The organism is Aquimarina mycalae, assembly GCF_029906345.1.
Lineage (GTDB): Bacteria > Bacteroidota > Bacteroidia > Flavobacteriales > Flavobacteriaceae > Aquimarina.
This window is the reverse complement of the sequence record NZ_JARYGY010000010.1, coordinates 55,239-68,609: the sequence shown is the minus strand read 5'-3', so window position 1 is coordinate 68,609 and position 13,371 is coordinate 55,239. Positions and strand designations below refer to the sequence as shown.

Sequence of the window (13,371 nt, the reverse complement as noted above, 5' to 3'; positions counted from 1 at the left end):
CATGAAAAAATTAATATATCTAATAGTTGCCGTTATTATTCTTTCTTGTAAAGAACGACAACAAGAGGAAAATAATATTCCTTCTGAAACTAAAAAAGAAACAACAGCTCCAACTACGCAAAAAGAGATTACAGATCCTAAAGAAACAGAAGTATGGGACCCAGAACCCAAGGCTATTACTTTTAATGAGCATAATGTACCTTCGGATGCACTCGTACTTTTTAATGGAAATGATATTGATCAATGGGTTTCTGCCAAGGATTCTACTCATGCCGCCTGGAAAATTAATCCTGATAAAACGATGACCGTTATACCAGGAGCTGGCGATATCCAAACAAAGAAAAATTTCGGTAGTGTACAACTGCATCTGGAATGGAAAGCTCCTGATGTTGTGGTCGGAGAAGGACAAGGTAGAGGAAATAGTGGTGTTTTCTTTCAAAATAAATACGAAGTTCAAATTCTGGATAGTTATCAAAATAGAACTTATGCTAATGGACAAGCTACTGCTATATACAAACAGCATATCCCTTTAGTGAATGCGACAAAACCAAATGATCAATGGCAAACCTATGATATTATATTTCATGCTCCAAAATTTGACTCTGATGGTAAAAAAACGAAATCAGGAGCTTTTACAGTAATTCATAATGGTGTTTTAGTGCAAAACCATATAGAAATTCTGGGAAGTACAGAATATATTGGTCCTCCTAAAAATGACCCACACGGAAATGGTCCTATCAAATTACAAGATCATAGTAATCCAGTACATTATAGAAATATTTGGGTAAGAGAATTAGATTAGTTACTGCTTTTCAATAAAACTTTTGATTTCAGTATCAGAAAAAATGGGGTTTGCACCTTCGCTTCCTGCTACCATTGCTCCAATAGCGCATGCATAGTCTATTGCTAACTGTGGTTGAGTTCCTTTCAGCAATCTAGAAATTAAAGTAGCTAGAAAAGAATCTCCTGCTCCCACTGTATCTACTACATCAACTTTATAACCATTATTATGATACAAAGAATTTCTATACAATAAAACCGCACCTTTTCCTCCTTTAGTAACACAAATTTGATCGGTATTTGTATGCGAAGCAATAGCTTTTATTTGATCTTCAATTGTAGTTTTGTTAATTTCAAAATGAGTACATATTTCATTTAATTCTTCATCATTTAATTTAATAAAATCCGCACTCTTCATTAATTCTAAAAGCAATTCTATATCATAATGTGGTGGTCTGAGATTTACATCCAAAATCTTAAATTGAGCTACATCCAGTAATTGAAATAATGCTTTTCTTGACACTTTATTCCTGCTTGCAAGGCTTCCAAATATGATTGCATCTGATGTCGAAACTTCATTGATCATCTGTTTTGTGACCTCTATAAAATCCCAAGCAACAGGATAACTAATTGTATATGAAGCAGTACCTTCCTGATCCAAAGCTACCAAGACCTCACCAGTTTGATATTGATCATCTCTTAGTATCGTATCAATGGTTAACCCTTGAGTCTTTATATAAGTAATGATATCGTCTCCCAAATTATCAGCTCCTACTTTGGTAATAATAGAAGATTTTATTCCCATAGTGTTTAATCGTAAGGCAACATTTAGCGGTGCACCTCCAATTTTTTTATGAGTGGGAAATATATCCCAAAGAACTTCTCCAAAACAGGTAATTTTCATGGTTTTATAAATTTTATCTAAGATATTAATTATTACTCTTCAATATTTAAAAACAATCCTCGACGGTTAACTACTCCGTCGAGGATCTAGGTTGAAACCAAAAAAATTAAACTAACTCAACTTACACTCAATTAAACAGCTTCAACTTTTCTTCAATACTTTTATAATTTTTTATTTAGACCGCATTTAATTTCTCTCTAATATCTTCGAGACATAGATTATTAATACTTCCTATATGACTATGTTTTGTGTTTTTTTCTGGTTTATAATTTCCGTTTTCAATATCCAAACCAATTTTTACATAAGCATCTCTAAACGACATCCCTTTCATTACCAATTCATTTAACGTATCTACACTAAATAAGTAATCATATTTGTGATCCTTCAGTATACTATCATTTACTTTTATGCTTTTAAGTGCATACATTGTCATCTCTAATGATGCTTTTAGGTTTTGAATAGCTGGAATAATTCCTTCTTTCAGTAATTGTAAATCTCTATGATACCCACTTGGTAAATTATTCGTTAACAAGCTTAGTTCGTATGGTAACGCTTGGATTTTATTACACTTACCTCTAATTAATTCGAAAACATCTGGGTTTTTTTTATGTGGCATAATACTAGATCCTGTGGTTAACTCGGATGGAATGCTCATAAAATCAAAATTCTGACTCATATATAGACATACATCCATGGCTAATTTGGATAATGTTCCTGCCACGCTACTCATTGCGAAAGCAGCAGATTTTTCGGATTTACCTCTACTCATTTGTGCTGCAACTACATTGTATTTCAATGTTTCAAATCCTAATGCTTTGGTAGTATATGCTCTGTCTATAGGAAAAGAACTTCCATATCCAGCTGCACTTCCTAATGGGTTTTGATCTACTACTTTTAAAGCTGCATCAACAAAATACAAATCGTCTATAAAACTCTCTGCATATGCAGAAAACCATAGTCCAAACGATGAGGGCATTGCTATTTGTAGGTGTGTATATCCAGGTAAAAGAATATCCTTATACTTTTGCGCAGTACTCAATAAATTCTCTGATAATTCCTTAATTTGAGATTTGATGAGTAATAATTCATCTTTCAAGTATAAATGCATGGCAACCAAAACCTGATCATTTCTTGATCGGGCAGTATGAATCCTTTTTCCTGCATCTCCTATTTTTTGAGTTAATTCAAATTCTATCTTAGAATGTACATCTTCAAACTGATCTTCGATCGCGAAAGTTCCATTCTCAATTTGTTTTTCTAGAATAAGTAATTCTTTTTCGATTGCTAAAACATCATCTTCAGAGAGTACTCCTATTTTATATAACATTTTAGCATGGACCAATGTTGCTCTTACATCATATTTGGCAATTACCAAATCTAATTGTCTATCGTTTCCAACGGTAAATATGTCTATCTTTTGATCTGTTGGCAATCCTTTATCCCAAAGTTTCATACAATTCCTTCTAAAATTTTAATATATAAATCCACTCCTTCTCTAATCTCCTCCACATAGATAAATTCATCTGCAGAATGGGATCTAGTAGAGTCTCCTGGTCCTAATTTTAATGATGGACAGCTTAATACTGATTGATCCGATAAGGTAGGTGAGCCATAAGTAGTTCTGCCTAAAGTAATACCAGATTTTACTATTGGATGATCTTTAGGAATTGATGAGGAACCTAAATGTAGTGATCTCGGTCGAACCTCAACATTATTAGGCATTTCCTGTTTCACTATCTCTAAAACCTCTTCATTATTATACTTGTCATTTACTCTAATATCTACCACCAAATTACAATGTGATGGTACTACATTATGTTGATTACCCGCATCTACCTGAGTAACGGTCATTTTCACATCTCCCAACGTCTCAGAACTCTTCTTAAACTTATAATCCTTAAACCACTGAATTATTTCAATGGTGTTATAGATGGCATTATCATCATTGAGATGTGCCGCATGACTCGCAGTGCCTTTTACTGAAACATCTAATACAAGTAACCCTTTTTCTGCAATTGCCAACTGCATCAATGTGGGTTCGCCAACAATAGCAAAATCAACATTTTTAAAATATTTCAAAATACTTTTCAACCCTAACGGACCACTACTCTCTTCTTCTGCTGAAGCGGCTATTACAAAATTATATTTAAGGTCTTTTCTATCATAGAAATATGTAAATGCAGCTATCAAAGAAACTAAGCATCCTCCTGCATCATTACTTCCTAATCCATATAATTTTCCATCTTGTACAAATGCATTAAAAGGATCGTTCGTATAATTCCCATTAGGTTTAACCGTATCATGATGAGAGTTTAATAAAATTGTTGGTTTACTTTCATCTAAATATTTATTGTATGCCCATAGATTATTGTGCTCTCTTTCGAAAGGAATATCGTGTTGAATGAACCAATTTTCGATCCACTGTGCAGTTCCTTCTTCTTCTGAAGAGAACGATTGGGTCTCGATAAGTTTATGTAAAAGCGTTATTGCTTTATCTGTTAGTTCTTGTATCATCATTATAGACTTAAAGTCGTATGTTTAGTTCTATTATCTTTTATAAAATCAGCATTTGCGATATGCACTTTACTCACATTTTTATGCAGTGCATCAAAACAATTCTGTAGCTTAGGCAACATTCCATCAGCAATAATTTCAGCATCTCTTAGTGTTGCATATTTTTTAAAATCAATATGTTCGATCACAGAATCTTTATCATCAATATTTTCCAAAACTCCTTTCAATTCAAAACAATAAAAAAGTGAAACATCATAAAACTCACTCATTGCCGATGCAATTTCTGAAGCTATTGTATCTGCATTTGTATTAAATAACTGACCTTTTCCATTGTGAGTAACTGCACAAAAAACAGGTGTAATATTTAATTCTAAAAAGCTATTTACAGTCGTATTATTTACATGAATTACATCTCCTACATAACCATAATCGATAAACTGTACGGGTCTCTTTTCTGCTGTAATCACATTGGCATCGGATCCTGTTAATCCCAAAGCATTACAATTATACTTTTGTAAACCACACACTATATTTTTATTCAATAATCCAGCATAGGTCATTACTACCACATTCAAATTCTCTTTAGAAGTTATTCTTCTGCCATCGATCATTTCAGTTTTTATTCCTAATTGAGATGCCAATTGAGTAGCAGATTTCCCTCCTCCATGAATTAGAATTTTCGGCTCTTTAATTTTAGAAAAATCTTTTAGAAAAGAGTCCAATGCCTCTTTATCTTCAATGATGTTACCACCAATTTTAGCAACTAATAATTTCTGTTTCTTCATCTCTCAACTCTTTTCCAAAATTTTCTTCAATACCAATTGAGCAGCGTATGTTCTATTATTAGCTTGTTCAATTACGATCGAGTTTTTACTATCAATAACATCATCATCCACAACAACATTTCTTCTTACTGGTAAGCAATGCATAAACTTTGCATTATTCGTTAGCTTCATTTTCTCTGAGGTAATTTTCCATTGATCATCCTGAGAAGTTTTTCCATAATCATTATAAGAACTCCAATTCTTCACATAGATAAAATCAGCGTCTTTAAAAGCACTTTCCTGATTGTAATCAATGGGCACCTCATTAGTAATCTGACTGGCTAACTCAAATCCCACAGGGTGGGTAATTACAAAATCTGCGTCCATGCGCTGCATCATCTCTACAAAAGAATTTGCGACTGCCTGTGGTAAGGCTTTTGGATGCGGTGCCCATGATAATACAACCTTTGGTCTGTGTTTTGGTTTATATTCTGTTATCGTAATGGCATCCGTTAATGCTTGTAATGGATGTCCAATAGCGCTTTCCATATTAATTACAGGAATTGTGGCGTACTTCATAAAACTGCGTAGTACTTTCTCCTTATAATCTTCTTCTCTATTCTCTAATTTTGCAAAAGCTCTAATTGCCAATACATCACAATATTGTGAAACTACTTGTGCTGCTTCTCTAACATGTTCTGAATTGCCTTGATCCATTACGGTTCCATCTCCATATTCTAAAGACCATCCTTCTCCAGTAAAATTCATCACGATAACATTCATTCCTAAATTTATTGCTGCTTTCTGAGTGCTTAATCGGGTACGCAAACTAGGATTAAAAAATAATAATCCAATTGTCTTATTTACTCCTAACATATTGTTAGATAGTGGGTTTTTCTTTATTTCAATAGCTTGATCCACCCAATCCTGAAGTGAATCAATATCTTGTATAGAAAAGTAATTATCCATGATATTCTGCTTTAAGTATTTTGGTAAAAGGAATAGTGTTATGTATTGCATTTACCATAAAATTATCCTCTAAACCGTTTACGATCCAGGTTTCTATATTTGCGTCTTGTGCAATATTGGCTGCTTGGATTTTAGACATCATTCCTCCTGTTCCATGCGTTGAAATCTGAGAAACAATTTCGTTCTCTAAGGATGCTATATCATCAACTGTATCAATGGTTTTGTACGTATTATTCTTAACAGATTCTTTAGTGCAAATGCCATTAGTATTCGTAGCAATGGTTAACAAATCTGCATCCAACAAAGAAGCTGTTAATGCTGCTAACTTATCATTATCTCCAAATTGAATCTCATCGGTAGCAACGGTATCATTTTCATTAATTATTGGTATATAATTGTTTGCCACAAGTACATTAATTGTATTGACTATATTCTTTTTTGATTGTTCTCTTTCAAAATCTGAATAAGACAATAAACACTGCGAAGTAAGCAATCCAAGATCTCTAAAACTCTCCTGAAAAATTCTCATCAAATGAGGTTGACCTATTGATGCTAATGCTTGTTTTACATTTATTTCTTTTCCGTTACTTTCAAGGTTCACAAATTGTTTTGCCACAGCTATTGCTCCTGAACTGACAATTACAAACTCATAATCCTTTTGTAAAGTCACTATCTGTCTACCAATATCTTCAATTTTCCCTCTTGAGATATGATCGCTTTCCTTAGTTAGGACATTAGATCCTATTTTAAGTACTACTCTTTTTTTATCTAATCTGCCCATCTCCGTGTATATACCATTTATTAGTAACTAAATGTTGTAATCCTATTGGACCTCTTTGATGCAATTTATCCGTACTTATCGCTAATTCTCCTCCCAGTCCTAACTGAAAACCGTCAGTAAATCTTGTTGATGCATTATGATAAACCGCAGCACAATCTACCGATGACATAAAAAACTCTGCTTCTTGTTGATTAGTAGTAATAATTGCTGCAGAGTGTCCTCCACTATAGTCATTGATTTTAGAAATTGCTGCTGTTGCATTTTCCGTTTCACCAATAACAATCTTATAATCCAGAAACTCTTCTTGCCATATAGTTTCATTTGGTATCACACTAACATTTTCATATTCTGATATATAAGAATCTCCTAATATTTCTACATTATAATTTTGAAGTGTTGTAATAAGTTCTTTAATAAACTTTTCTTTATTAGGGAGGTTTCTATCAATTAATACTTTATCAACAGCATTACAAGCAGATATTTTATCTGTTTTACCGTTGATAATATTATCTAAAGCCAATGTTTTATCTGCTTCATTATGTACATAGACAAAATTATTGCCTCTTCCGCTTACGATAACTGGACAAGTAGCATGTTCTTTTACAAATGCTATCAATTTCTCTCCTCCTCTTGGAACAATTAAATCGACATTTTGTGTTGGTTTTTCCAGAAATTTTTGAGTTTCTGTTCTATTATAATTCAAGTATGTTATCCAACTTGGCGAAATATCATTTTCCTTGAGCGCTTGATGCCAAAGTTTTACTATTTCTAAATTAGAGTGTAAAGATTCTTTACCTCCTTTAAGTAAAATCCTATTTCCAGATTTGAATGCTATACCAGCTGCTTCAATTGTTACATCTGGCCTAGATTCGTATATAATTAAAACAGTTCCAAATGCAGCGGTTTTGTTATATACCTGCATTCCGTTATCATGTGTAAATCTAAAACGCTCTACTCCTATAGGATCTTCTTGATTTGCCAGTTGATGGAGCGCTGCAATCATTCCATCAATCTTTTTCTGGTCTACTTTAAGACGATCCTTCATAGCTACATCATTTCCAGTATATGAATCAAGATCCTTTAGATTTGCTTTTATAATAGCATCTCTTTGTTTATCTATAAGTACTGTCATTGTGTTCAGTACTGCATTTTTTTGAGATATGTTTAATATATGATCCATACTTATACTTTTTCTGCTACCAACACTTTTTGAAGTGCTTCAAAAAATTGATCTATTTCTAATTTTCCGATGGTTAATGGAGGTAGTATTCTTAATAATTTTTTGTTCATTGCACCACCTGTAAAAATGTGCTCATCATAGATTAATTTTTCACGAAGATTACTTACTTCAAAATCAAATTCTAATCCCAGCATTAGCCCTTTTCCTTTTACTTTTTTTACTCCTGGTATGCTACTGGCTTTTGACAGAAAATATGCTCCTGTTATTTTAGCATTGTCTATTAAATTTTCTATCTCAATTACTTCCAAAACCGATAAGGCGGCAACACAGGCTAAATGGTTTCCTCCAAACGTAGTTCCTAATAATCCATAATCAGGTTTAATCTGAGGTGCAATCATAATTCCTCCTATTGGGAAACCATTACCCATTCCTTTGGCTATAGAAATAATATCTGGAGCAATATCATGATATTGATGTGCAAAAAATTTACCACTTCTACCAAAACCAGATTGCACTTCGTCAAGAATTAACAATGTATTATGCTCTTTACATGCTTTTTCTAATCCTTGAAAAAAACTGGTTGTTCCTTCATCCAATCCACCTACTCCTTGAATGGGTTCAATAATTACAGCGCACACATCACCTTTTTCCAACTCAGCTTGGACTAACTCTAGTTTATTTAACGGTAAAAAGGTGACGTCTTGCTGTTTATTTAGGGGTGAATTGATCTTAGCATTATCAGTAGCAGCCACCGCTGCAGATGTTCTTCCATGAAAGCCATTATTAAATGCTATCACCCTAGATTTACCTGTATAAAAAGAAGCTAATTTTAATGCATTTTCGTTTGCTTCTGCTCCCGAATTACACAGAAATAACTGGTATTCATTATAGCCTGATAGCTTCCCTAATTTTTCTGCTAATTTGGATTGTAAACTGTTTTGAACAGCATTAGAATAAAAACCAATATGTTCTAATTGTTCTTTTAATCTTTTTACATAATGAGGATGAGAATGACCAATTGATATCACAGCGTGACCTCCATATAAGTCTAAATACTCAACTCCATTATCATCAATTACTGTGCTATCATATGCCTTTACTGGCTCTACATCATATAATGGATACACATCAAATAGTTTCATAGCTTTTATTTAATTGTATTAATTTTTTCATAAGAAGCCATTACTCCTTTTATGACCGATGAGCTTAATCCTTGATGTTCCATTTCATTTAATCCCTCAATTGTACATCCTTGTGGTGTGGTTACTTTATCTATTTCGCGTTCAGGATGTGTTCCATTTTCTGCAACCAATGTTGCTGCTCCAATGGCTGTTTGTACTGCAATAATCTGAGCCTCATGAGGATGAAAACCCATTTGAATTCCACCTTGAATCATTGCTCTTAAAAACCTTAGAAAGAACGCTATTCCGCTAGCGCCTAAAACTGTAGCTGCCTGCATCAATCGTTCTTCTATAATCAACGTTTCACCAATGGTATCAAACATTTTTTCTACCATTGCGAGTTCTTCCTTTACATCATTATTAGCAGCTATACAGGTCATCGATAGCTTTTTTGCCGCTCCTGTATTAGGCATTACTCTAACTACTTTATTATTCGGAACTATTGCATTAATTTCTTCTATTGAAGTACCCGTTACTGTCGATATTAATATTTGATCCGCAGTAAGTATATCTTTAATCTCTTGTAAAACAATATCTAACTGCCTTGGTTGAACACAAAGTATAACCCATTTTACATCCTTTATAGATGTTGGAATATTCTGTGATGTCGACACTCCCAGTTTTTCTTCTACTTCTTTTAAGTTATATTTCGATTTATCAACTACAGTGATATTTTTTGCTTCGAACAAGTCACTTCCAGATAATCCAGATATTATGGATTTTCCTAAGTTTCCTCCTCCTATAATTGTTATTGTATCCATTCTTTATTTCTTTTTAGTCAGTCTGAACCTGTTAAAGACTTACATTCATTATCTTAAATATTGAAAACACTTCGACAAGTTCAGTATGACAATTGTCATTTTTAAAATGCACTTGCTTTTAATTCTAACCCCATTTTTTCTTCCAATCCAAACATTAAATTCATATTATGAATGGCTTGACCAGATGCACCTTTTATCAAGTTATCAATTACTGATGTGATTAATAACATTCCATTTTTTTTACTAATATGTAAAATACATTTATTGGTATTTACAACCTGCTTAAGGTTAATTTCTTCATCAGATACCACTGTAAATTTTGCATCTTTATAATAAGATGCATATAACTCTTTTGCTTCTGATTCAGTTCCTTCATACTTAGTATACATAGTTGCATAAATTCCTTTGCTAAAATTTCCTCTATTAGGTATAAAGAAAATTGGAGTCTTAAAATCAGCTTGCAACTGCGCTATGCTTTGATTAATCTCTCCCAAATGCTGATGCGAAAACACTTTATAACTAGAAAAATTATTATCTCTCCAGCTAAAATGAGTAGTTCCGCCAGGCATTACTCCAGCGCCAGTACTTCCTGTAGTTGCATTAATATGTACTGTATCTATTATTTTATCTATAGATGCTAAAGGCAACAGGCCTAATTGAATTGCTGTAGCAAAGCATCCTGGATTTGCAATATTTTGAGCAGATTGAATTTTTTCTTTTTGCAATTCTGGTAATCCATATACAAAGCTTCTATCCAAAAATTTCTGGTCATCCTTTAATCTAAAATCATTACCAAGATCTATCACTTTTGTTTTCTTAGAAAAAGTATTCATTTCTAAAAATGTTCTGGACCTTCCATGACCAAGACATAAGAATAATACGTCCACATTTGGATTAATGCTATCGGTAAACTTAAGGTCTATTTCTCCTATTAAATCTGTATGCTGTTTACTGATAGAAACACCTGCATTGGTCGTACTATATACAAAATCCAGGGCTACTTTTGGATGATGTACCAGTAATCTAAGTAATTCTCCTGCGGTGTATCCTGATCCACCAACTATTCCTACTGCAATCATAACTTATTAGCATTTACATTGTGATATATTTTATTAGCATTGCCATAGATCTTAATAAAACCTTTAGCATCTTCAGAGGTCCAAGAATTATTCATTTCGCCATATTGCCCAAAGTCAGATTTCATCATATCGAATTCAGATTCAATCCCTTCTAAGGTAAAATGATAGGGTTTCAATTTCACTATTACATTACCAGTAACAGATTGTTGAGAATCATCAAGAAAAACTTCGATATTTCTCATTACAGGATCCATATAATTTCCTTCATGTAACAGCATTCCATACCAATTTGCTAATTGTTCTTTCCAATACTGTTGCCATTTGGTCAACACATGTTTTTCTAATAAATGATGTGCCTTTATAATTACAAGAGGTGCTGCAGCTTCAAACCCTACTCTACCTTTAATACCAATAATAGTATCTCCCACATGAATATCCCTACCAATGGCATATGCACTAGCCAGCTCCTCTAGTTTCTGAATATTTCTAATGGGTGTATCTTGGACACCGTCTAAACCTACTAACTCTCCTTTTTCAAAATTCAGAATTATTGTTTCTTCTTGTTGCTTTTGTAATTGACTTGGATATGCATTCTCTGGTAAAGAACTATGTGAGGTTAAGGTTTCTTTTCCTCCTACACTTGTTCCCCAAATCCCTTTATTAATAGAATACTGAGCTTTTTCCCAACTATAATGCACTCCATGTTTTTCTAAAAATTCAACCTCTTCTTGACGTGAAAGTTTTAAATCTCTAATGGGTGTTATTATTTCTATTTCTGGTGCTAAGGTTTGAAATATAACATCAAATCTAATTTGGTCATTTCCAGCACCAGTGCTACCATGCGCAATATACTTGGCTCCTACTTTTTTAGCATAATTTATGACTTCTATTGCCTGAAATATTCTTTCTGCACTTACAGAAAGAGGATAGGTGTTATTTTTAAGAACATTTCCAAAAATCAAATACTTAATTGCTTTTTGATAAAATTCATTCAGTATAGTTTTATTTGTATGAGAGGTGCTTCCTAACTCATATGCTCTTTTTTCTGTCTGTAGGAGCTCTTCTTTAGAAAACCCTCCCGTATTTACCAATATGGTATGTACGTCTAATTTTTTTTCGTGTATAAGGTATTTTACACAGTATGAAGTATCTAAACCTCCGCTATATGCTACTACTACTTTTTCCATAGTATCAATTGTTTATTATTTTCAAGCATTGTTTGCTTTATGTTTTTTAATCTTTTTAGTACTTTCTTGTTGTACCATTTTTCCTTTTTCTTTTTTCCATTAATTGGATCATATAACATTCCTGTACATAAACACATTTTATGGTCTTTTGCAGTAAGGATGTCATAATTAGTGCAGGTTTTACAACCAGCCCAAAACTTAGGATCATCAGTGAGTTCGGAAAAAGTTACAGGCTTATATCCCAAATCAGAGTTAATTTTCATAACCGCTAATCCAGTGGTAATCCCAAAAACTTTAGAGGTTGGATATTTTTTCAAAGAATAATTAAATGTAAATTCTTTGATTTTTTTAGCCAATCCTTTATTTCTATGATTAGGATGTACTATTAATCCAGAATGAGCAACATACTTCTCGTGTCCCCAAACTTCGATATAACAAAATCCAGCAAATTGATCATTTGATAATGCGATAATTGCATTTCCGTTTCTGATTTTGGTTTTTATATACTCAGGAGTACGCTTAGCTATACCAGTTCCTCTAACTTTTGCAGAGTCTGATATAACATTACATATCTCGTAAGCATATGCAAGATGATCCTTTGTTGCTATTATAATTTCTATCTCTTTCATCTGTATATTACTATCACCATATTAAGGTCAGATGTAATTCATTATATAACTCTTCGATTTATTTAAGCATTTTTACTTAACACATTTCATCAATGAGTTATGTATATCAAAAAGCTATAATCTGTACTGATTTTTTAGTTTTAATTCCAGGTAAGAATATGAAGTATTAGCTAATAACTATAATACATTGAATCTTGATTATAATCTTAACAATACAAATATTCGGAATATGTTTCTAGGGGAAGTAGGACGCACCTACTTCATAAAATTGTTAGACCCCCAAGGGGCGACGAAAGCGACGTATCGGTATGATAGTATTACCTAATAGGTTCAAGGATTGAACTGTAACTTCTGTAAGAATATAATTTGTCGTTTTCATAATAGTAACTCTAAATCGTCGGCCGTAGCCCCTTTCGTTAACTAGATGATGCAATATTACATAAAAACCATATTCAAGCAAAAGGAAATAAACTAAAATCTTCTAAAATTATCATTTTCTTAAAACAACTTCCATAATTAAGAATAAACCGTAAAAAAAAGACTCCATAATTGCATTAAACTAATTATTAACAACTTAGACAATTACATCTATTCGCTTTTTGATTATTTTTAACTCTAGAAGTGATCTATATATACTTACTA

General features: G+C 32.8%; 13 protein-coding genes. 1 reads left to right on the top strand and 12 read right to left on the bottom strand.

Annotated features, from left to right (window positions below; translation table 11 throughout):
• Position 1 precedes the first annotated feature (1 nt).
• Entirely contained in the window at positions 2 to 802 is an 801-nt protein-coding gene (locus tag QBK95_RS20860; RefSeq protein WP_280936499.1) for a 3-keto-disaccharide hydrolase, read from the top strand.
• Here the strand turns inward: QBK95_RS20860 and QBK95_RS20855 are convergent, their stop codons facing one another.
• The 12 genes from QBK95_RS20855 to QBK95_RS20800 all read right to left on the bottom strand — a co-directional run bounded on the left by QBK95_RS20855 (position 803) and on the right by QBK95_RS20800 (position 12,729).
• On the bottom strand, positions 803 to 1,684 hold the full coding sequence (locus QBK95_RS20855) for a carbohydrate kinase family protein (protein ID WP_280936498.1): 882 nt from the start codon (positions 1,682 to 1,684) through the stop codon (positions 803 to 805).
• 175 nt (positions 1,685 to 1,859) lie between these two features.
• Positions 1,860 to 3,137, bottom strand: coding sequence for an argininosuccinate lyase (gene argH / locus QBK95_RS20850; protein WP_280936497.1), 1,278 nt, complete (start codon positions 3,135 to 3,137; stop codon positions 1,860 to 1,862).
• The gene (locus QBK95_RS20845) at positions 3,134 to 4,201 is read right to left on the bottom strand and encodes a M20 family metallo-hydrolase (protein ID WP_280936496.1); all 1,068 of its coding nucleotides are present in this window, start codon (positions 4,199 to 4,201) and stop codon (positions 3,134 to 3,136) included. Before QBK95_RS20845 ends, argH begins: the two co-directional genes overlap by 4 nt.
• Positions 4,201 to 4,983, bottom strand: coding sequence for an acetylglutamate kinase (gene argB / locus QBK95_RS20840; RefSeq protein WP_280936495.1), 783 nt, complete (start codon positions 4,981 to 4,983; stop codon positions 4,201 to 4,203). Before argB ends, QBK95_RS20845 begins: the two co-directional genes overlap by 1 nt.
• Before the next feature lie 3 nt (positions 4,984 to 4,986).
• Positions 4,987 to 5,931 carry an N-acetylornithine carbamoyltransferase gene (locus QBK95_RS20835; RefSeq protein ID WP_280936494.1) on the bottom strand — a complete coding sequence of 315 codons (945 nt, stop codon included), beginning with the start codon at positions 5,929 to 5,931 and terminating at the stop codon, positions 4,987 to 4,989.
• A complete protein-coding gene (gene proB / locus QBK95_RS20830; RefSeq protein ID WP_280936493.1) occupies positions 5,924 to 6,712 on the bottom strand; it encodes a glutamate 5-kinase in 789 nt (262 codons plus the stop codon). The genes QBK95_RS20835 and proB overlap by 8 nt, the downstream gene beginning before the upstream one ends.
• The gene (locus QBK95_RS20825) at positions 6,696 to 7,892 is read right to left on the bottom strand and encodes a glutamate-5-semialdehyde dehydrogenase (protein ID WP_280936492.1); all 1,197 of its coding nucleotides are present in this window, start codon (positions 7,890 to 7,892) and stop codon (positions 6,696 to 6,698) included. Before QBK95_RS20825 ends, proB begins: the two co-directional genes overlap by 17 nt.
• A gap of 2 nt (positions 7,893 to 7,894) precedes the next feature.
• Positions 7,895 to 9,034, bottom strand: a complete 1,140-nt coding sequence (locus QBK95_RS20820) for an aspartate aminotransferase family protein (RefSeq protein ID WP_280936491.1) — start codon at positions 9,032 to 9,034, stop codon at positions 7,895 to 7,897.
• 5 nt (positions 9,035 to 9,039) lie between these two features.
• The gene (gene proC / locus QBK95_RS20815; RefSeq protein WP_280936490.1) at positions 9,040 to 9,834 is read right to left on the bottom strand and encodes a pyrroline-5-carboxylate reductase; all 795 of its coding nucleotides are present in this window, start codon (positions 9,832 to 9,834) and stop codon (positions 9,040 to 9,042) included.
• A gap of 101 nt (positions 9,835 to 9,935) precedes the next feature.
• Positions 9,936 to 10,913, bottom strand: coding sequence for an N-acetyl-gamma-glutamyl-phosphate reductase (gene argC / locus QBK95_RS20810; protein ID WP_280936489.1), 978 nt, complete (start codon positions 10,911 to 10,913; stop codon positions 9,936 to 9,938).
• The gene (locus QBK95_RS20805; RefSeq protein WP_280936488.1) at positions 10,910 to 12,100 is read right to left on the bottom strand and encodes an argininosuccinate synthase; all 1,191 of its coding nucleotides are present in this window, start codon (positions 12,098 to 12,100) and stop codon (positions 10,910 to 10,912) included. Before QBK95_RS20805 ends, argC begins: the two co-directional genes overlap by 4 nt.
• Positions 12,088 to 12,729 carry a GNAT family N-acetyltransferase gene (locus QBK95_RS20800; RefSeq protein WP_280936487.1) on the bottom strand — a complete coding sequence of 214 codons (642 nt, stop codon included), beginning with the start codon at positions 12,727 to 12,729 and terminating at the stop codon, positions 12,088 to 12,090. Before QBK95_RS20800 ends, QBK95_RS20805 begins: the two co-directional genes overlap by 13 nt.
• Positions 12,730 to 13,371 lie beyond the last annotated feature (642 nt).

Bases quoted from the DNA above. Each gene is read 5' to 3' on its own strand.
- QBK95_RS20860 (WP_280936499.1), top strand. From the start codon at position 2: ATGAAAAAATTAATATATCTAATAGTTGCCGTTATTATTCTTTCTTGT.
- QBK95_RS20855 (WP_280936498.1), bottom strand. From the start codon at position 1,684: ATGAAAATTACCTGTTTTGGAGAAGTTCTTTGGGATATATTTCCCACT.
- argH (WP_280936497.1), bottom strand. From the start codon at position 3,137: ATGAAACTTTGGGATAAAGGATTGCCAACAGATCAAAAGATAGACATA.
- QBK95_RS20845 (WP_280936496.1), bottom strand. From the start codon at position 4,201: ATGATGATACAAGAACTAACAGATAAAGCAATAACGCTTTTACATAAA.
- argB (WP_280936495.1), bottom strand. From the start codon at position 4,983: ATGAAGAAACAGAAATTATTAGTTGCTAAAATTGGTGGTAACATCATT.
- QBK95_RS20835 (WP_280936494.1), bottom strand. From the start codon at position 5,931: ATGGATAATTACTTTTCTATACAAGATATTGATTCACTTCAGGATTGG.
- proB (WP_280936493.1), bottom strand. From the start codon at position 6,712: ATGGGCAGATTAGATAAAAAAAGAGTAGTACTTAAAATAGGATCTAAT.
- QBK95_RS20825 (WP_280936492.1), bottom strand. From the start codon at position 7,892: ATGGATCATATATTAAACATATCTCAAAAAAATGCAGTACTGAACACA.
- QBK95_RS20820 (WP_280936491.1), bottom strand. From the start codon at position 9,034: ATGAAACTATTTGATGTGTATCCATTATATGATGTAGAGCCAGTAAAG.
- proC (WP_280936490.1), bottom strand. From the start codon at position 9,834: ATGGATACAATAACAATTATAGGAGGAGGAAACTTAGGAAAATCCATA.
- argC (WP_280936489.1), bottom strand. From the start codon at position 10,913: ATGATTGCAGTAGGAATAGTTGGTGGATCAGGATACACCGCAGGAGAA.
- QBK95_RS20805 (WP_280936488.1), bottom strand. From the start codon at position 12,100: ATGGAAAAAGTAGTAGTAGCATATAGCGGAGGTTTAGATACTTCATAC.
- QBK95_RS20800 (WP_280936487.1), bottom strand. From the start codon at position 12,729: ATGAAAGAGATAGAAATTATAATAGCAACAAAGGATCATCTTGCATAT.